The organism is Candidatus Poriferisodalis sp. (genome assembly GCF_965215815.1).
Taxonomy (GTDB): domain Bacteria; phylum Actinomycetota; class Acidimicrobiia; order Acidimicrobiales; family Poriferisodalaceae; genus Poriferisodalis.
In genome coordinates, this window is sequence record NZ_CBDCEO010000013.1 from 714,101 (window position 1) to 733,298 (window position 19,198).

Sequence of the window (19,198 nt, forward strand, 5' to 3'; positions counted from 1 at the left end):
GGTTTCTCCTTTCGGCCGATCCAGTGGAATCGGTGTGATAGCGGAACTGCAGCCGATGCGTACGCATTTGCGCGGTATTCACGAGCCGCCCCGGACGTCGGCAACGAACAGGTCTAGTCGGAGTTCTCTCAGCTCATTGAGCTGAGAGTGCACCTCGTCAACCCTGACGATGGCGTCGTCCAGTTCCCGCAACAGCTCTTCGGCCTTGCGCTGATCTTCCATCGGCGGGACAGGAATCTTGAAGGACTGCAGTGCCCCGAAGCCCAGCCTCGGCAACGTGGTCCCGGCAGTGTGCCGAAGCACTTGCTCTCTAAAGGGGGTGGACTGCGTCCAGATGTACGTCCATACGGAGGTGAGCTCGGGACTCGTGGGTCTCACTACGGCGCACTCTCGTCCGAGCACGGCTCCCGCATGGTATGCGGTCACGAGCTTTGACTGCCCTGCAACGCCCGCTAGCGCCACAACGACGTCCCCAGCTTGCAAGTGCACTGGATGCACTCCGAGATCGTCAGGATCAACGAGCCTCGCCTGAAGGGGGTCGCCCGCCGAGACTTCGGCCGTTCCGAATAGAGGCACACCATTCTCGGAGTCACGGGGCCTCGGTGATGCAGTACCGCGCAGAATCTCCGCCACGCTCTCGAGGACACGGTTCGGCTCCGCTTGCCACAATCCTCCCCCCTGAGGGACCCAGTCACGAGATCGACTGACCGCGTCTGCTGCCGCATCAGCCGAGGTTGGTAGGCACGTTCGTATCTCCTCAGCGCGTTCGCGAAGCTCGCCCACATTCACCTCGACAGCGGGTCGATATCGCTTCGGGTCGAAGATCGCTCCGTTCTCGATGACTTCCGTGACGTCAACTGGCCAGGCGATCTCCGAATCGACTGGCTGGGCGCGCTCGTGTGCTTGCAACGCAGCCGCCACCCGATCGATGTCGCTTTGGTCGAAGGAATGTTGTGATCGGCCGGTGGTGCCCAACGTCGAGGCGTCGACAAGCAGGACGGACGTGACGTTGGGCGACGGGGGCCGAAGTACCCAAAGCGCTAGGGGAATCGAGGTGTTGGCACGCAAGCGACTCGGCAGCCCGACAACCGCTTGGACAACCCCTGCCTCGAGCATGGCTTGTCGCACGCGCGCGTCGCTGCCGCTTCCTGCAGCCGCTCCGGTGGTGGTGAGCACTACACCTCGGCCGTTCTCGGCAAGGCACTGAGTCGCTAGCTGGACCCACGCCAGATCGGCGCTTCTCGGCGACGGCGCGCCAAAGGTCCACCGATCGTCCATGTAGACGTCCGCATCTGCCCAGTGCTTCTGAGCCAACGGTGGGTCGACAAGGACGAGATCGGCCCTAGGGAGCTCATCTGGCGGGACTCGGAACGCATCGGCAAGCCGCAGTTCCGCCCTGAGACCCGAGAGCAGGAACCTGGCGCGAGCAATTCTCAATGCAGTGTCGCTGATCTCGAATCCGATGAGGCGGGCATCTTGCGACACATCCCCGTCCCTGTGGAGCGCCGCCGACATCAACAGCCCTCCTTCACCACATGCCAGGTCACACACAGTTCCGCCGCGATCACCGGCCAACTGGACCATCAGGCGCGCGACATCACTAGGTGTGGAGTGTTCACCGCGGAAGCGATCGATGCCGTGGGCACGACTGAAGACCTCTTCGAAGAGATCAGAGCGTGAGGTCGTCTCGTCAGTAGCAGCTTCGAGGCTGTCGATCAGAGATCTGAGCAGTTCAGCATTCGCTGTTGACGCGTACGCAAAGCCTGGGATGAGCAGGTCGTCAAGGCAGGGATTCTCGCTCTCGATTCTGGCTGCGGCTGAACGCAATCTTGCGCCAAGTTCCGCCGAGGGCAACTGACGCAGCTGGTCCCAGGAGTCCGACGGCCCCACACCGGCGGTAGCCGTGGGAGCTTCTTGACATCGAGGTGTGGCATCGCAGACTTCGAGATAGATGAGTACCGCGACGAGCATCTGAGTGATCTCGTCAGGATCAAGAAAGTTCCGCAGGCCGTCGGCCAGTGACCATGCCCTGAGACCTGCAGGTACTGGGCGGTCGATCTTCCCGTTCTCGAACAGCCAGCGTTCAATCTGTCGCAGATCGAAGCCGCCCCTCGAATCCGGTACGGGAAAATTGGAGTGACGCTTTCGCCAATTACCGACGGCCGATCGTCCGACTCCCGCGATTTCCGCGATCTGCTGGGTGCTAACGGTGACCCGACCTCGTACTTCGCTCATGCCGACTCCGGTAGCTCGGCGTTCGAGGCATCGAGGCACGGCAGCAACAAGTGCTGCCGGGAAGCGAGTTGCAAGGTGCGCGAAAAGCTCTCATGTCGCGCGATGACTGTCACGTTGACACCCTGCATTCCAAGGCAGGCAACAGCGTCGGCGAAGATCGCGTCGCCAGAGGCGACCATGACATGTTGGAACCGCTCGGCGACGCGTTCACCGGTGATCACGCCGAGCAAGGCCAGGTCGGCCCCGTCCTTGCCAGATCGGGGAACGTGACGTGCCCGAGGCCACTCCCACGCGACCGAGCCGAATGCGTGATGACTGCACGCGACCACAACCTGGTCGCCGTAACGGACGTACATCGGCTCGTAGTGATCTCGGACTTGGCGAACCTGGCGAGCCGAGGGATCCGGCGAACCGACAAGGTTCTCGATGTCGATTAGGTGAAGTGTGCGGTTTTGGTTGTTCTGCATAGCCCCACTATACAGGCCGGATATCGTGACATCATGCCACATATCTTTGTGACATGTCACCAATTCCTTCGTGTTGTCTTGGCGATTCTTCGAGGATTCTTTGGAGATTCCTTGCGAATGCTCTGAGAATGTCTTGACGGTCCGCTCGGAATGCCCCTTCATTCCACAGTGCGTCGTTCTGGAGTCTCGGGCGCGCCGTGACTCCTGTGAGGCGGCCGAGCCCACCCCAGGTGGGCTCGGCTGCTCCGATGCAAGTGTGAAACGGTGGCCCAAGGCACGCATCGCCGTCATTCCGTGATGCCAGCCGAAACGGCCGGTTCAACGAGCTTCGCCCCGCGTCGTGGATTAGACCTGCAGCCGATTCGATCACACCCCTGCCATCAGCTCGCCCGAGCGTCTGCGGCGTGGCCGCTCGCATTCTGGTCCGCGCCGTCTCATCAATGACGGCGGCGTTCTCGTTGCGATCAGGCACGTTTGGACCACCGCATCGCTGTTCCGTTGTTTGGAAATTGACCGAGGCTGACGACACTCTGGGCGTCCCGGCAGAGGAAATCCTGATGGAAGATCAAAAAGGGCAGAGCAAGCTCCGGCATCGCCTAGCGGTGCTTCGCCGCGCCAAGGAGGTGTCAGACAACGCCGCGGCGACATTCCGTTACCGCAAGATCGGCCGTCCCACGTACTACAAGGCACGCAACCACCACACGTAGCTCGGTCCCGACGAAGCCGGCTCTCAACAACCGTAAGAGCATCACCGTGCATCAAAAGCCTCCTGCGCCAAATGTGAGGCCCGACAGCTCAACACCCGCCCGGGAGGCTCACCATGAAATGGACGTCAACAACGTCCCTAACTGGAACAGTCAGAGGTGGCCGTTTCTGCTGCATGCTGACCGTGACGAGCTGCAGCGATGATCCTCTCGACTCTGAATGGCCAGTCTGCTCCAAGATGCTCGTTCATCTGCCATTGGAGCTCATCTCCCCCAAGCAAGTTGATCCGCGGCATCTCCATTGCGACCTTGGCTGCCGTACCGGGCCCCTGCTCCGTGAAACCGGCAATATTGACAAAGATTCCGCGACTCGCCCTCTCGCCGGTATCGAGGCGACCGTTGAGGGCGGCCACCTCGGCGGCGCTTTTCTTGCTGGTACCTCGACTACAAGCGATGTGGAGAGTCTCAGCGTCGGCACCGGTGCGTCTGGCTATGACGTCCCTACCCCCGTCCTTTTGCGCTCGAGTCACTTCGACCTCATAGCCCTTCGCCTCGTAGAGGGCGGCGACGAGGAACTCAAAATCCCGCCAGTGGATGGTGCTCAGGACGCGATGGTGGGCGTCAGTCTCGCCGAGGATGTAGCGGGATCGAATTATCGCTGCCGCATCGCTGAGTCCTGTAATGCGCAAGTCCGGCAGGACTTGAGCATGGGCAAGGAGATAGGCAGACACGACTGCCAGGGCACGGTCGGGAGACCCGGGAAGAAGGTCTAGGACCCATGTGAGCCCGGGCCACGTTGGCCCGCTGGACTCACCAGCGGCAGCCAAGATGGCACGTCTGTGGTAATCGCTGAATTGCGGCCGAGAACCGAGTGAGTCGTCAACCGCTCCGGACGGGAGCATGCCGGCGGAGCGTGCTGCATCTAGGACGACGAGCTGAAGAGCATCCCACTCGGGTAGCGAACGTGAGTCTCCCAACATGCTTGCGAGGACTCTTCGCACCTCTGATTCGGCGCGCCTTGAAATGTCGACGAGATACTCGTCGCGGACAGCGTTTGTGGGGAACGCGATCACGATGAAGTCATCGGACGGCTGCGGTACCTCACCCGTCACCACGGAGAGCCAGTACTCAAGTTCCTCAGAAGCCACGTCCTGATTATTGCGTGCAACGGTCACCCTGAAGCCTTTCTCTTGGCCAAACTTGAACACCCTCCCTGGCCTACACGCAGGTTCGGCCGAGGCCGGCTTCTTGAGCAATCACAGCTACGGCAACTGCGAGTAGGTGAGTCTTCTGGCGGCGAGGTCACCCCGCAGAACACCTCCGTCGTTCGCACGCAGCTGGCGCCATGCGGCGAATCCTTGGAATACCGCTTCCTCGACCTCCCAAAGATGGCGCTGTGAGACTTCGAGGTCGGCCGTGAATATCCGGAAAGTTCTGAGTGCGTTGTAGTCAAGGTGCCGCACGTTCTCGAGGTAGTTGTGCTGGCAGGCGTACTCAAACATGAATGCGGCGAATGCCTCTTCGACCACGATGGCCCGACCACCGTCCTCGACGACATCAGTCTTGGTTCCCTTTGGACGCTTACGGTCGAAAATCTTTCGGGCCACGGGCGACCATCCCAGGATGGCCGCGTTCGCCAGGTGGAACGCATCGTGATACCGGTAGCCACTGTCGTCGTACGTGTTGTCACCAAGCCTGTCAGCGACGCGCCTATTCCTCCAGATCACTTCGACCTGCGGCTCGGGTCCGTCGCTGGGCACGGGATGAATCGTCACCTCGAAGGTGCGAGGGAGCTGGTGTTGTCGAGGTTGTCCGAAGTCGAAGTGTTCTGACGGCTTCCGTTGCCTCGGTGATTTGTCCCCACGCGCTGGCCAGCGATCGGACGTCTTGGCCAAGTTGCTCCGGGCAACCTCATCGAGCGACAGGCCAGCTTTCTCGGCGGCGTTGGCCAAGTACCACAAGATGTCCCCGAGTTCTTCTGCAACGTTGTCCTTGAAGAGCTCGTATGCGGCCCCGTCTCGCAGGCGCTTCTTGTAGGCGGCGAGCAGAGTTCCGACTTCACCTGCGAGACCAAGTAGCGGACCCAGCAGGGGGTCGCCGCCTTCATCGTTGGGCTCTGGAAAGTGGTCCGTTCGTTGGGAGCGGCGTTGGAACTCGGCAATAGTGAGTGAGTCGTGCGTCATCAGGGGCCATTCCTCCTTGTGATCGGTTGTGCGCTGCTTGTGAAGCTCGATGGGTCAATCGCGCCTGCGAGTGCACCGAACGCAATGAGGTAGTCCGTGGGCAGCCAGCCATAACCGTCTGCTCCCCATCCGGATCCCCAGCTATTTCGGACAAGCAGGACTCGGCTTGCTTCGTACGTTCGAGCTCCGACCACCAACACGGAGTGGTAGGCACCCTGCGGCGCCGTCAAGGGGGGCACCTCGATGACGCCATCGGGTGCGGCTTGCTCGAACTCAGTCGTGATTTCGACGATCAACGCCACAACGAGGCCGGCCGCCAGCAGGTCTTCGATGTCGTCCTCGATGCCGTCGTTAGCCACTGGTGCGACGGACACGTCGGCTTGGTGCCAGACGGAGGCCTGGGCCGCCGGGGGGACCTGATCGGCTTCGTGTCTGATCGCGGAATTGAACGGCCAGTCCACCAAACGGGGCTGGCCATCTTTCCGCAGAGCGTCGCTGACCGCTTCAAGCGTTGTGCCGTGACGAGACGCTGTTCCGTTCGCAACGCAGCGAGACCACAAGGCATCGGGTGCGAGCGGTTCGGGAGGCTGCGTACGACACGCTTCATGTGCTGCGGTCACGACGATGGGGATGCAGAGCGGTCGGATTCCTTGATTGATCGCGGGCGCGAGCAACGGCCTCAAGTCGACTGGCGGCCGAGCGAGGCTGTGCTGTCGCCTTGTGTCGTAACTGGCCATCGCCTAGCGAGGATCATCTGCCGATGCCGGGGCAGCCGAACGTCGCCGCTCCAACGCTGCCTCCGTCCAGTCGTCGTCATCACTGATCTGATCGATGGTGAACGCCTCTCGCCGCGCTTCGACGGCCGCCGTGATTCGGTACTCGTCGACCGGATCAGTGTCGCCGTACTCGTTGCGCAGCACCAGCCGGAGCTGCGTTGTGCCTGGCTCCGTCAGCCGAATCCCGAGCACTCGCCGACCCACTGTGCCGACGACGATCTTCTCGTCGCGGACGTGCCGCACAGCCTCCAGTGCCTCGGAGGCTCCAAGTCTCGCCAGACGGCGGCTTCGGATGGCCGCGTCAGTCATTGCCTGAGGGGTGCCATCCGCGATGTAGACGTCACCGACCACGGCCGCCCGACCACCAGCGATCGAAAGCGGCTCCGGTTTCTCCGCCGACGCCGGTTGACGCGCCCGGTCAACGGCTTGACTCGGGGGCTTGCGGCGTGGTGTCACCTTCGGTTCTGCCAGCGGCAGTGCTGCCGATCCCGGGAGGCGGTCGTCGGCGAAGGGGGGAGGCGGGGGTGTCGCGGCGCGTCGTGAGCTCGGGTCGGGACTTGCGATCGACCACCTGTAGCCGGTACTGCGGTCTTCGGGCAACGAAATAATGATCTCGTCATCAGTCTGGACGTTGAGCTGTTGGCCGTGCCAAGCCATGTCGACCGGCCAAACGTCCGCAACGCCGACGACGGGTCGGCGTCCGGCGCCAATCGACTGCTTGACCTTTAGCCCTGATTATTCATGAGAATTCTGTTGGTCGTATTTTCGGTGTGCTTTGCGCCCGGTTTGGTGGTGTGGGGCTGTTGGGGCGTCGGCGGGAGCGTCGCAGGGGAGCCGATGGCCCCGGTTGTGGCGCTCAGGCGGCGCTGGGCGGCGCTGGGGGCGTGGCGGGGCTGTCCCCCCGGGGGCAGGCGTCGCGCGGGACCGGTTGGCTGGGGGGTCAGCGGGGGTGGGCGATGGCGAGGAGCGCTTTGGCGCCGGGGTGCCGTTCGGGCAGGCGCAAAAGGACGCGTCTGGCGGTGCGGCACACGAGCGCGGGGAGGTGCCACAGCTCCCAGCGGAGCCGTTTGGGGGCCGCGCGGCGCAGCGCCCCGGTGAGGCAGGCGTTCTGGAACCAGCCGACGAGCGCGAGGCCGATCATGCACATGGCGGCCCAGGCGCTGTTCGCGTGCCAGTCGGTGAACGGCATGCGCGTCAGGCCGCTGTCTTTGAGCCGGCACACGGCGTTCTCGACGTCGGCGTGGCTGCGCATCAGCCGATCCAGTTGCACGGCGCTGCCTTGCTGGTCGGTCAGGAATCCCCAGTATCGGAAGTTCTCGCTGGGGAACAGGCTGCGCTGCGCTCCGGGGTGGCGCGGCTCGCGGCGCACGATCAGCCGGGTGCGGCCGGGCCAGCCCGACAGGTCCGCGAGGTCGGTGAGGTCGGTGACCTGAGCACCGCGCCGCTTGCGCTGGCCGGGCCGCTTTGGGGCGTTGTGCCAGCGGTCCGGGTCGCCCAGGCCGCCGCGGATCGCTGCTTGGACGCCCGGAGCCGACCGAGCTGACACCGCATAGCCGATGTTGCGGTCCCGCAGTGCCGCGGCGAGTCTGGGCGAGCAGCCCGCGGCGTCGATGCGCACCACCAGCGGGCGTTCCACGAGGCTGTCGCCGTCGCCTTCGCGGTGGCCCACGGCGTCGGGCTCGGGCAACGTCGCCACCGCGGCGTCGATCACCTCGAGATGATCGGCGATGTCGTTCGCGGCGGCGTTGCCGGGCCGCTGGGTGATCCACAGAGGCTCCCCGTCCGCAGTGGAGCACACCATCGGATGGAACCCGAACCCGCCCTTGTAATGCGGCGCAGCTCCCGCCTTGTTCTCCGAGTGGACCTCCACCAGCGTCGAGTCGACATCGACCACCAGCGGCGCGCTGCGGTCACGGTCGGCCCACAACAGCTCGCGCACCGCTGCGGCCGCGCCCAACAGCGCCGCGGCGCCGCCCTCGCCCAGGCCCGTGACCGTGCGGTACAGCGTCGAGTCCGACGCCACGTCGCCGAACAGCTCCCGCTGAGCACGCAGATGCTCGATGTCGGTGCACGCCTCCCCGCCGCCGGCCAGCATCAACAACGCATGGACCAGCACCGCGCCCCGGTCATGAACCGGGGCCCGCTCGCCGCGTGGGGGCACCGCGGCCGACAGCGCCTCGGTCAGCCCGACACGGTCCGCGAAACCGCCCAAAGCGAACAGCCCCACACCCCACACCACACGATCCCCGCCGCCTGCCAGACGCGCGTTTGTGACACTGCTAAGTTTCACCTCGGAGATGCCCCCCTGAACTCGCGGATGCGTTCATTGCAGACACGCATCGTCGCAGGTCAGAGGGGCCTTTCCGCGGACCCAGACAACCCAGTCCGCCCGACTCGTGAATAATCAGGGCTAGCCCTGATTATTCATGAGAATTCTGCTGGTCGTCTTTTTGGCGTGTTGTGGGCCTTGTTTGGCGGTGTGGGGCTGTTTGGGTGTCGGCGGGGCCGTCGGGGGGGAGCGGTTGGGCTCGGTTTTGGTGCGCGGGCGGGACCGGGTGGGGGTGCGGGCGTGGCGGGGCTGTCCCGCTGCGGCGGGCGTGGCGCGGAACTGGTCGGCTGGGGGGTTCAGCGGGGGTGGGCGATGGCGAGCAGTGCTCGGGCGCCGGGGTGCTGTTCGGGCAGCCGCAATAGGACGCGCCGTGCGCTGTGGCACACCAGGGCGGGAAGGTGCCATAGCTGCCAGCGGAGCCGTTTGGGGGCCGCTTTGGCGAGCGCGCCGGTGAGGCAGGCTGTTTGGAACCATCCCACGAGCGCGAGGCCGGTCATGCACATGGCGGCCCAGGTGCTGTTCGCGTGCCAGTCGGTGAACGGCATGCGCGCAAGGCCGCTGTCTTTGAGCCGGCGCACGGCGTCCTCGATGTCGGCGTGTGAGCGCATCAGCTTGTCCAGCTGTGCGGGGTGGCCGGTCTGGTCGGTGTAGAACCCCCAGTAGCGGAAGTTCTCGCTGGGGAACAGGCTGCGCTGCGCTCCGGGGTGCAGCGGCTCGCGGCGCACCACGAGCCGGGTGCGCTCGGGCCAGCCCGACAGGTCCGCCAGATCGGTGAGCTCCGCGACCTGAGCGCCGCGCCGTTTGCGCTGATCGGGGCGCTTTGGGGCGTTGTGCCAGCGGCCCGGCTCGCCCAAGGCGCCGCGGATCGCGGCTTGGATGGCTGGGGCGGACCGCGCCGAGATCGCATAGCCGATGCTGCGGTCCCGCAGCCCTTCGGCGAGTTTCGCTGAGCATCCCCCGGTGTCGATGCGCACCACCAGCGGACGCTCCACGAGGTCGGGGTCGTCGCCTTCGCGGTGCCCTGCGGCGTCAGGCGCGGGCAGCATCGCCACCGCGGCGTCGAGCACTTCGAGATGATCGCCGATGTGGTTCGCGGCGGCGTTGCCCGGCCGCTGCTTTAGCCACAGCGGCTCCCCCTGCGCGGTGGAGCAGATCATCGGATGGAACCCGAACCCGCCCTTGTAATGCGGCGCAGCTCCGGCCTTGTTCTCCGAGTGGACCTCCACCAATGTCGAGTCGATGTCGACCACCAGCGGCCTGCTGCGGTCGGCGGAGGCCCACAACGGCTCGCGCACCGCTGCGGCCGCGCCCAAAAGCGCCGCGGCGCCGCTCGCGCCCAGGCCCGTGAGGGTGCGGTACAGCGTCGAGTCCGACGCGACGTCGCCGAACATCTCCCGCTGAGCACGCAGATGCTCGATGTCGGTGCACGCCTCACCGCCGCCGGCCAGCATCAACAACGCATGGACCAGCACCCGGCCCCGGTCATGAACCGGGGCGCGCTCGCCGCGTGGGGGAACCGCGGCCGACAGCGCCTCGGTCAGCCCGACACGGTCCGCGAACCCGCCCAGAGCGAACAACCCCGCGCCCCACACGACACGGTCCCCGCCGCCTGCCAGACGCGCGTTTGTCACACTGCTAAGTTTCACCTCGGAGATGCCCCCCTGAACTCGCGGATGCGTTCATTGCAGACACGTATCGTCGCAGGTCAGAGGGGCTTTTCCGCGGACCCAGACAAACCAGTCCGCCCGACTCGTGAATAATCAGGGTTAGTGGCTGCACCTTGAGCAGCTCTCGCAGTTCGTGCTGCGTGATCCGGTCGAGGTGGTGCAGCTGCCGCGCAGCTGCTTCGTAACTGACGCCTGCTTCGCGGGCGACGGTGTAGACGTCCAGCGGGCTAAGCGATGTTGAGTTGCGGCGCGACAGGATGCTGTGGATGAGCGGGGGCGGCATCAGCAGCGCTCCGGCGAACACCTGCGCAAGCGTCTCTCGCTCGATGTCGGTGCGTCCCAGCACATCCGATTCGGTATCGAGTGCAGCATCGTGGCCGCCGTCGAGTCGCCAGTGGCCGAGTTCGTGCGCCGCGGTGTATCGCTGAATCGGCGTCGATCGTTCAGTGGTGATGAGAATGCCACCCGTGCCCTCTGGCAGGTATGCGCCCAAGAGCCCATCGAGCGGGAAGAAGGCGAGCCACAACCCGAGGCGTTCCGCTAGGCCGAACACATCCACCTTGCGCGACTGATCTACGCCGGCCTCGCTCAGGAGGCGGCTCGCCGAGCTTGCAGCCGCGAGGCGTCGGGTGTGCCCGGAAGCCATGGGCTATTCCGCTTGTTCGGTCCGGGTAGCTCCGGGTCGTCCCGCCCCAGCGAGGAACTCGGCGAAGCGCAAGACCTGCTCTTTATCCTGATCCGACAGCGCCTCGGTCGCCCGGTACAAGGGCACATTCATGTCGACCTCAGCACCTTCTTCTCCAAGAAGCCAGGCCACGGGTCGGCGATACAAGCGGCCGAGGCGTCGGAGCTCGAGCGATGAGACGCGGCGCTTTCCAGACTCGATCGCCGACACGCTCGCTCTGGGGATGTCTAGCGCAGTTGCGACATCTTCTTGCAGCAGACCGATGTATTCGCGTGCACCTCGCAGTCGTCGCGCGAGGGCCATTTCTTCGCTTGCGTCCGAATCGGGCGCATCTGTGCTCATGATCCGTCCTCTCGTTGAACTGACACTTCAAGATCTTCTAATTCCGTCCCCGCGCAGGCCACTGCGATCGCCGCAGCCCAGCCGCTCTCGTGCGAGGCAGATACATGGAACTTCGAGATGCCGAGCCATCGGGCCCGCTCGGCGGCCGAGCCTCGTAACACGGCACTCGGAGCGCCCGATTCTGACGACACGATTTCGATGTCTCGCAGATCGAGGTCGCTTATCCCCAGGCCGAGGCACTTCATCACCGCTTCCTTCGTCGCCCACCGTGTCGCGAGCCGCTCCGGGTCGCCGTTGGCTTCGGCACATTCGTCTGATGTCCAGCCACGATCAAGAAACGCCGGCCCACCTTCGGAAACGAGTCGGCTCAATCTCGGAACTGCTACGACATCAACCCCAACACACACGATGTCGCGGCAGTCTTGGTTCAGCGCCGAGGTCTCGAGCGCTGACGCGAGCGCCGCAGACGGCGGTGTTGCTGCTGCGTCGACGCTTCTCACAGCAGTACTCCCATCGACTCCACGAGAGCTCGTGGCTTCGGTCGATGACTCGGCTCCGCGTCGGCCAATGTTGCGTGGACCACCAGTTCGCCGCACTCAGCACCCGTCTGCTCGCAAAAAAAGCACACGAGGCGGCTGAGGCCGACCAAGTTTCCGTATGCCTTCGTGATCAGGTACTGGTGGCGGTACACGGCTGTGCAGTGCAGCGTTCCATCAAGCAAGGAGAGATCGATGTGGACCAAGCAGGGAAAGCCCCGCATCCGTTGGTCACTAGGCGCATAGACCTGCACCCCAGCGAGGGGTTCTGACACAAGGGCATCGGCACCGACATCGATGTCGAGGGTGTTGTTGGTTCGGCGTCCCCTAGCGAATTCGCCGCGAATACGGGAGATCCTCAAGTCCAGCTGATTCGTCCCGCCGGGCTTCTTGCCCGGCCAGGTGATCATCCGTGAGAAGTAAGTGCCCCGGTTGTTTCCTCGGAACTTCAGCAGCAGGGGGAGCATCTGCTCGTAGCACTCGTAGAGGTTGTGCGCCGCAGCATCGAGCTCTCGGACGGCCTGCTCATCGAGATCGGGTGACCAGGCGAATCCGGGACTCCGGTAGAGCGCCCTTGGGAAGATGGTGCCCGCGACTGTCTCCACGCTTTGGTCTCCCGCAGCATCGAGCCCTCGGTCGAGCGCGTCGCGGATGGCTTCGTTCTCTGAGCCAGGGTTCTCGACCGTCATCACCAAATTGACGCAGCGGCCATCCCGCTGGCTGGCCGTGTGCGTCAGGGCTTGGAGCCACGCCTCGCTCAGGGTCTTGCTCGCAGCGAGTAGCTCGCTCATGACCCGACCAGTGGTGCGTCTTGCTTGTGGATCTGTCGGTGCAGCTTCTGGCTCAGCACCATTGGGCTGGCGAAATCGTCCTTGGTCAGGTCATCAGGGTCGACGAGGCGTCCTACTCCGCAGGCCTCCTCGACTTGACTGATCACCCACACCGCCACAAGGCTGGCCACGCTCGCGCTGGGCCCACTCGAGACTTCGCCAACACTCGCGAGCAGCGCTGTTACGTGGGCCTCAAGCTCGCTCTCATTTAGGCCGCGAACGTCGACCGCGCTTTCAGCTTGGCGCTGTGGTGGGGAGATGCTGCCCGTGTCGATGTCATCTGACATGACATTGATGTTAGATTATCTGACATCAGCCGTCAAGCGCGTCGAGTGCCCTGCGGCGACCCGGACCTAACCCGCAGCGCTGAGGCAGGACGGAGCTTGCGCCGACAACGGCAAGCCCCACTTGGGCGGGTAGCCCAACTTCAAGGGCCGACCGTCAACCCGGTACACCTGCTTGATTCGGCCCGGCCCACCCAATGAGTGTTCGGGATGGGCGACCCGCGCGTACTTGTCGACCTCGCAGAACAGGTTCTGACAGTCAATGAGTTGAAGAGGACGGCCCCACAGGTCCCGAAACGGCGTCGGCACCGGTGTCATCTCAAAGAACTCGGTGGCTGAGTCCGCCATTGCCGCGATTACACCGGCTGCGTCGAGGCCGCCGGTGTCTGCGAAGCACTTGCGGATGCCGCGAACAGCTCCTGGACCGGCGACAACAAATTCCATTTCGTCGTAGTCGAAGTGCGGCGTGTAGTTCAGGTCGATGGCGTACTGAAACGCCAAGAACGGACCGAACGACGGCACCTCGCAGAGCTGCTCATACAGGGATCGCAACGAAGAAGCTCGCTCGAGGTCGGCCAACACGCCCGTCCGCAGCAGCCCCTCGAGAAGGGAGAGGTGGTCACGGTGCTTGCGGTCTGCCCCTAGCCGTGGACTCGGCATGATGTACGCCGCCGAATACACGCATCGGCCCTGATCGAGCAGTTCGTCCAACGCCTTTGCGTAGCCGTCGGCGCTGAAGCCGGCCACTGTCGGTTGCCCGACGCGGTCAACCAAATGTTCCCATGTGTCGATCCGGTTGAAGATCTTGAAGAGCAGGACTCGCAGGAACGTGTCCAGCGCGTCGCGCTCTTCGTCGTAGATCACGTGATGAAGCAGGTACTGACTGACGCGGTCCGACGCACGGTACGCGTTCGTGAACCTGTGCCTAGCGAGGATGGGATCGCTCGTCCACGGACCAAGCTCGCCTGCGGCGCGGCGATAGAAGATCGCCTGCCGCTCCGCCGCCAGCCGCCAGTATGACCAGAAGACCTCGGTCACCTGCACTCGCCGCCCGCCGAGTCGGATCACGGAGTTCTCCTCGAACGGAAGTTGACCTTGCTCATGCTCACGGGTGGCGATTGACACTGCGGCTCACAGTACCCACGACACGCTGCCGCCCTCGGATCCGCGCAAGATCCCCTGATCAGCAGGCAGGCCGTGCTGCCGGCAGCACGAGGCCAGGCCGCATCCGCCCGCTGGCGCTTCGAACAGACCGGCGATCAATTGACGGGCGCTAGAACGTGCGTGTCCGCAGTGCTACTGCCTCTCGCCAACTCGGAGGCGCACTCCCGTCAGCTGGCGCGAAACTAGCTTCGCCCGCATCTCATATCGGCTCCGCTGCGGAGCGTCGCCCATCAATCCGCCACCGGCCACGGAGGCACGCCATGCCACTCCGTCCACCTGAACTGGAGGTCGACGACGACGATCCATTCAAGAACGATCTGCTTGGTCGCAAGCCTCGCGTTGAGGCATTGACGCGGGCGATTGTGGCCGAAGAGGGCCCAGCCGTCATTTCAGTTAACGGAGGTTTCGGATCCGGCAAGTCCGCATTCTTGCGGATGCTCGCCGCCAACCTGGCGCTGCACGAGGGCGTGGGTGTCCAGGAGTTCAATGCTTGGCAGCAGTCCCACACCGACAACCCCGTCATCGATGTCGTTTCGGCGCTGGCAGCGCACAGCACCAACGTCACAACGGATCTCATCCAAGCAGCATTCGGGCTCGGCAAGAGGATCTTGCGCGGACTCCTTGTGCAAGGTGTCAAGACCGCCACAGCCGGTGTGGTCGACCCCGAGGGCGTCGGAACTAACGACACTGACAGCACATCCGTGTTCCAGGTGTGGGCTGATGTCGAGGCGCAGGTCACGAACTTCAAAGAGGCGCTCGGCAAGCTTGTGCAGGCATCCGGCGGCAAGTTCGTCGTGATCATCGACGAACTCGACCGCTGCCACCCCGACTACGCGATCGACATGCTGGCCGAGGTACGTCACCTCTTCGCCGCACCCGGTGTGGTCATCGTGCTGGGCGTCAATCGTGCGGAACTGGAGTATCGGGTGAAGGAGGTATTCGGACCCCAGACGGATGCTGCTGTCTTTCTGCGCCGTTACATCGACTTGCCGATCCACCTCGGTGTACCTAGCGCGGGCCAACTGAGTCTGTTCACGAACACGGCGATCAACCACACTGAATTGAGGCGGCAATCGCTCAGCAGCGTTGTCGCGGAATCACTGGCGCACTTGGTGGCAGAGTCCTTTGCAAGTCTGCGCGATGCACAGCAGATGGCGCACTTCGTAGCAACCGTTGCCGACCCAGCCGGCGAGCGGCATGAAGCGTGGCAGCTTGCAGCGCTTGCAATGCTGATGCTTCGCTCCATCGACCAAGCGTTCTACGAGGAGTTCGTCGCTGGGATTCAGGATGGAGTTGCTGCTGTTGGCAAGCTGAGTGAGTCATTATCAATGATGTGGATACAGGATCTTGAGTTCGGCGACGCCAGGATCTACTTGCAGCGATCGCTCCTCGAGTTGGGCCACCCCGGGTCCGTGCCGACCATTGCCCGAGAGGACTTCGCTGTTCGCTACGCAGCTGTCGGCCTCGGAGACCACGAGACAGCCGAACGAATTCAAACCCAATGGCTTGAGAACATTCAGGCGCACAGATTTTGCTCAGCCAGCGAGGTCGCTGAACAGATCGAGGCAATGGTCTAGTTGTCGGTGCGCGTGAGGTTGTGTGCGCGTGATGCGAGTGGGCCGCCCATGGCGGTATTGCCTCTAGCCCTGATTATTCACGAGTCGGGCGGGCTGGGTTGTCGGGGTCCGCGGAAAAGCCCCTCTGACCTGCGACGATGCATGTCTGTGATGAACGCATCCGCAGTTTCAGGGGGGCATCTCCGAGGTGAAACTTAGCAGTGTCACAAACGCGCGTCTGGCAGGCGGCGGGGACCGTGTCGTGTGGGGCGCGGGGCTGTTCGCTCTGGGCGGGTTCGCGGACCGGGTCGGGCTGACCGAGGCGCTGTCGGCCGCGGTGCCCCCGCGCGGCGAGCGTGCCCCGGTTCATGACCGGGGCCGGGTGCTGGTCCATGCGTTGTTGATGCTGGCCGGCGGCGGTGAGGCGTGCACCGACATCGAGCATCTGCGCGCTCAGCGGGAGCTGTTCGGCGACGTGGCATCGGACTCGACGCTGTACCGCACCCTCACGGGCCTGGGCGAAGGCGGCGCCGCGGCGCTGTTGGGCGCGGCTGCTGCGGTGCGCGAGCCGTTGTGGGCCTCCGCGGACCGCAGCGGGCCGCTGGTGGTCGACATCGACTCGACGCTGGTGGAGGTCCACTCGGAGAACAAGCAGGGGGCTGCGCCGCATTACAAGGGCGGGTTCGGGTTCGGTCCGATGGTGTGCTCCACTGCCGACGGGGAGCCGCTGTGGATAAAGCAGCGGCCCGGCAACGCCGCCGCGAACGACATCGCCGATCATCTCGAAGTGATCGACGCCGCGGTGGCGACGCTGCCCGAGCCCGACGCCGCGGGCTGCTCGCCCAGACTCGCCGCAAAGCTGCGGGACCCCAACATCGGCTACGCGGTGTCGGCGCGGTCGGCGCCGGGCGTCCAAGCAGCGATCCGCGGCGGCCTGGGCGACCCGGACCGCTGGCACAACGTCCCCAAGCAGCCCCGCCGGCGCAAGCGGCGCGGTGCTCAGGTCGCGGACCTCACCGACCTCGCGGACCTGTCTGGCTGGCCCGACCGCACCCGGCTGGTGGTGCGCCGCGAGCCGCTCCATCCCGGGGCGCAGCGCAGCCTGTTCGGGAGCGAGAACTTCCGCTACTGGGGATTCTTCACCGACCAGCAAGGCAGCGCTGTGCAACTGGACAAGCTGATGCGCTCACATGCCGACGTCGAGGACGCCGTGTGCCGGCTCAACCACAGCGGCCTGGCGCGCATGCCGTTCACCGACTGGCACGCGAACAGCGCCTGGGCCGCCATGTGCATGATCGGCCTCGCGCTCGTGGGCTGGCTCCAGAACGCCTGCCTCACCGCAGCGCTGCGCCGCGCAGCCCCCAAAAGGCTCCGCTGGCAGCTGTGGCACCTGCCCGCCCTGGTGTGCCACAGCGCACGGCGCGTCCTCTTGCGGCTGCCCGAACGGCACCCCGGCGCCAAAGCGCTGCTCGCCATCGCCCACCCCCGCTGACCCCGCGGCCGACCTGCTCTGCTCGACGCCCGCCCCCGGCGCGACAGCCCCGCCACGCACCCACACCCACCCGACGCCGCCTGAGCACCACAACCGGGGCCATCGGCTCCCCTGCGACGCTCCCGCCCGCGCCCCAACAGCCCCACACCACCAAACCGGGCGCAACCCACACCGAAAATACGACCAACAGAATTCCCATGAATAATCAGGGCTAGTTGTCAGGGCTGGTGAGTCGCAGGCCCGGCAGACCATCGGCCGCTGTGAACACCTCTACGTCCGAGCGATACCGAACGCGCCAGTCAGGTTCGAACTCGTCCAAGACCTCTTCGGGGTCGCCGGGCTGCTCGCAAGCCAGCGCAAGAACGAGATCGAAGCGTTCAGACGCCATCAAGTCGAGCCCGCTGATCGGTGCCTCAGGGTGGACTGGCGTTTCGAGCCAACCTGCAACATCCGCTATGTGGTAGCGCTCTGCCGCAATCTCGCACAGCGCAACGACACGTGCGACGCGCTGTCGGTTCTCGCCCGTCGCTGACTCGCCCTGTCGCCATTTGCGGACGGCGGGCACTGAGACTCCACAGATCCAGGCAATGTCCCGCCACGAGAACCCCAGCGTGCTGAGCCGGTCCAACAGCGCCGGCAAGCGCTCCCGGGCGTGACGCACGGTTGTCGAGCGCAGTTCCTCCTCGAGGCTGTCGAAGTGCATGCGCCCGATCGACTCGTGAAGGTTCCGAGAATCGTTGACCAGCAACTCGCTGTGGTTGCGCAGGAACCCGATGTCGTCCACGACATCCTGAATCGTCCTGGTCCGTTCCAAGCGAGGCGGGGCATGGCCGACCGATGCGCCGGTGGGCTCGTCTTCGATGCGGCTGACAGTGCTCATGTTGGGTCCTCCGTGTGCCGATCGAACACTTCTGTGCGCAGCTTGTCGGTGACGGCAATCTTGAAGAAGTCGCTCGCCGCCTGATGCACCCGATCGCATTGTTCGAGGATGCCATCTGCCGCGAACTTGGGAATCTCATTGTCGCTGGTCCAGAACGCATCGGAGTCAAGCAAGAAATACGGCCCAGATGGGAACACCGACTTGCGCCGGGTCGGCCCCTCGGGGTCCACGGCGTAGCCCGTCTGAGGCCCATAGCGCACGGTCAAAGCGCACGAAGCGTCGGTCTGGTACTGGATGTTGCCTTGCCAAGCCGTCGGATTCATCCCGGCCGGCCTCAGGTCAGCAGCAGCCGCGGCCAGCAACCGGGGATTGATGTAGCCGTCCCAGTGTTCCGGCTCGCCGCCGACGCCAGGCACTCGAATCTCGTCGATGTACCGCAAACCGATCCGCAACACGCCGTCGGGCGCGCAGATGCGCTCCAACGCCTCGGTGACCAGTCGCGTCAGTGGCCCGAAGTGCTCGGCCCAGCCCGCATAGTCCGTCGTCTCCAGGACCAGCGCGTCGTTCCTCACAACCAGCGCGGTGGCTTGGTCGCGAGCACAGAACCTTGACGACGGGCGCAGTGTCACTTGCGGCGGAGCTGGTGCGTCGATGGCCACGCCGATCTGATGCTCGACCAGCGACACCATGATCGGCAGGCTGTCATGCACCGCTTCCTTGATCGCTGCGACGGCGTCGACGGTGAGGCCCCCGGCAATATCGGGATAGCGAATCTCCAACACGGTCAGGACGAGCGGCGGATTCCGGAACGGCGGCGTGACGCATGACAGTTGCTCGGCGATAACCAAAAGTGTAACCAAGCGTGATACACAACCGCGCCGCCTGGGAACATGCGGTGACCCGACCCGGTCAGCCTCGCTCGAGCGCTCGCAGGCAAACGCGGAGTTTCCGCTCGATGCGCAGGGCTGCGTTGCGTTCACTGGCGCCGAAGCCGCCATTGACGGTCTTCAACCCCGCGACAGTGGTGCCATGCGGCGGCAGCCGACCCGCGCTTCGAGGTAACGGTCG

At 64.6% G+C, this 19,198-nt stretch carries 19 protein-coding genes; 3 read left to right on the forward strand and 16 right to left on the reverse strand.

Annotated elements, in window-relative coordinates; genetic code table 11:
* Positions 1-78: 78 nt before the first annotated feature.
* Both ACOOHB_RS13100 and ACOOHB_RS13105 read right to left on the reverse strand, forming a co-directional pair.
* Positions 79-2,235: an N-6 DNA methylase gene (locus ACOOHB_RS13100; protein ID WP_420445285.1), complete on the reverse strand. Its 2,157-nt coding sequence runs from the start codon at positions 2,233-2,235 to the stop codon at positions 79-81.
* The gene (locus ACOOHB_RS13105) at positions 2,232-2,702 is read right to left on the reverse strand and encodes an NYN domain-containing protein (protein WP_420445286.1); all 471 of its coding nucleotides are present in this window, start codon (positions 2,700-2,702) and stop codon (positions 2,232-2,234) included. Before ACOOHB_RS13105 ends, ACOOHB_RS13100 begins: the two co-directional genes overlap by 4 nt.
* A 404-nt stretch (positions 2,703-3,106) precedes the next feature.
* Between ACOOHB_RS13105 and ACOOHB_RS13110 the strand changes: the two genes are divergently transcribed.
* Positions 3,107-3,409: a hypothetical protein gene (locus ACOOHB_RS13110; RefSeq protein WP_420445287.1), complete on the forward strand. Its 303-nt coding sequence runs from the start codon at positions 3,107-3,109 to the stop codon at positions 3,407-3,409.
* A gap of 137 nt (positions 3,410-3,546) precedes the next feature.
* Here the strand turns inward: ACOOHB_RS13110 and ACOOHB_RS13115 are convergent, their stop codons facing one another.
* The 12 genes from ACOOHB_RS13115 to ACOOHB_RS13170 form a co-directional block, all read right to left on the reverse strand.
* Positions 3,547-4,662, reverse strand: coding sequence for a restriction endonuclease (locus ACOOHB_RS13115; protein WP_420445288.1), 1,116 nt, complete (start codon positions 4,660-4,662; stop codon positions 3,547-3,549).
* A 6-nt stretch (positions 4,663-4,668) separates the two neighbouring features.
* Entirely contained in the window at positions 4,669-5,589 is a 921-nt protein-coding gene (locus tag ACOOHB_RS13120) for a MazG nucleotide pyrophosphohydrolase domain-containing protein (RefSeq protein ID WP_420445289.1), read from the reverse strand.
* Positions 5,589-6,209, reverse strand: coding sequence for a C1 family peptidase (locus tag ACOOHB_RS13125; RefSeq protein ID WP_420445290.1), 621 nt, complete (start codon positions 6,207-6,209; stop codon positions 5,589-5,591). Before ACOOHB_RS13125 ends, ACOOHB_RS13120 begins: the two co-directional genes overlap by 1 nt.
* A gap of 120 nt (positions 6,210-6,329) precedes the next feature.
* On the reverse strand, positions 6,330-7,022 hold the full coding sequence (locus ACOOHB_RS13130; RefSeq protein ID WP_420445291.1) for a hypothetical protein: 693 nt from the start codon (positions 7,020-7,022) through the stop codon (positions 6,330-6,332).
* A 283-nt stretch (positions 7,023-7,305) separates the two neighbouring features.
* Positions 7,306-8,655, reverse strand: a complete 1,350-nt coding sequence (locus ACOOHB_RS13135; protein ID WP_420445292.1) for an IS1380 family transposase — start codon at positions 8,653-8,655, stop codon at positions 7,306-7,308.
* Positions 8,656-8,990: 335 nt separating this feature from the next.
* Complete coding sequence (locus ACOOHB_RS13140) at positions 8,991-10,325, reverse strand: IS1380 family transposase (RefSeq protein WP_420445293.1); 1,335 nt, start codon at positions 10,323-10,325, stop codon at positions 8,991-8,993.
* A gap of 4 nt (positions 10,326-10,329) precedes the next feature.
* On the reverse strand, positions 10,330-11,007 hold the full coding sequence (locus ACOOHB_RS13145) for an ImmA/IrrE family metallo-endopeptidase (protein WP_420445294.1): 678 nt from the start codon (positions 11,005-11,007) through the stop codon (positions 10,330-10,332).
* A gap of 3 nt (positions 11,008-11,010) precedes the next feature.
* Positions 11,011-11,388, reverse strand: a complete 378-nt coding sequence (locus ACOOHB_RS13150) for a helix-turn-helix domain-containing protein (protein ID WP_420445295.1) — start codon at positions 11,386-11,388, stop codon at positions 11,011-11,013.
* Positions 11,385-11,888: a holo-ACP synthase gene (locus ACOOHB_RS13155; protein WP_420445296.1), complete on the reverse strand. Its 504-nt coding sequence runs from the start codon at positions 11,886-11,888 to the stop codon at positions 11,385-11,387. Before ACOOHB_RS13155 ends, ACOOHB_RS13150 begins: the two co-directional genes overlap by 4 nt.
* Positions 11,885-12,715, reverse strand: coding sequence for a hypothetical protein (locus ACOOHB_RS13160; RefSeq protein ID WP_420445297.1), 831 nt, complete (start codon positions 12,713-12,715; stop codon positions 11,885-11,887). Before ACOOHB_RS13160 ends, ACOOHB_RS13155 begins: the two co-directional genes overlap by 4 nt.
* The gene (locus ACOOHB_RS13165; protein WP_420445298.1) at positions 12,712-13,041 is read right to left on the reverse strand and encodes a hypothetical protein; all 330 of its coding nucleotides are present in this window, start codon (positions 13,039-13,041) and stop codon (positions 12,712-12,714) included. Before ACOOHB_RS13165 ends, ACOOHB_RS13160 begins: the two co-directional genes overlap by 4 nt.
* A 66-nt stretch (positions 13,042-13,107) precedes the next feature.
* Positions 13,108-14,106 carry a nucleotide kinase domain-containing protein gene (locus ACOOHB_RS13170; RefSeq protein WP_420445299.1) on the reverse strand — a complete coding sequence of 333 codons (999 nt, stop codon included), beginning with the start codon at positions 14,104-14,106 and terminating at the stop codon, positions 13,108-13,110.
* Positions 14,107-14,462: 356 nt separating this feature from the next.
* Between ACOOHB_RS13170 and ACOOHB_RS13175 the strand changes: the two genes are divergently transcribed.
* Both ACOOHB_RS13175 and ACOOHB_RS13180 read left to right on the forward strand, forming a co-directional pair.
* On the forward strand, positions 14,463-15,779 hold the full coding sequence (locus tag ACOOHB_RS13175; protein ID WP_420445300.1) for a KAP family P-loop NTPase fold protein: 1,317 nt from the start codon (positions 14,463-14,465) through the stop codon (positions 15,777-15,779).
* A 187-nt stretch (positions 15,780-15,966) separates the two neighbouring features.
* Positions 15,967-17,250, forward strand: a complete 1,284-nt coding sequence (locus ACOOHB_RS13180; RefSeq protein WP_420445301.1) for an IS1380 family transposase — start codon at positions 15,967-15,969, stop codon at positions 17,248-17,250.
* Between the two features lie 211 nt (positions 17,251-17,461).
* On the opposite strand, the gene ACOOHB_RS13185 is transcribed toward ACOOHB_RS13180, so the two are convergent.
* The gene (locus tag ACOOHB_RS13185) at positions 17,462-18,130 is read right to left on the reverse strand and encodes a hypothetical protein (RefSeq protein WP_420445302.1); all 669 of its coding nucleotides are present in this window, start codon (positions 18,128-18,130) and stop codon (positions 17,462-17,464) included.
* Entirely contained in the window at positions 18,127-18,990 is an 864-nt protein-coding gene (locus ACOOHB_RS13190) for a TIGR04255 family protein (protein WP_420445303.1), read from the reverse strand. The genes ACOOHB_RS13185 and ACOOHB_RS13190 overlap by 4 nt, the downstream gene beginning before the upstream one ends.
* Positions 18,991-19,198 lie beyond the last annotated feature (208 nt).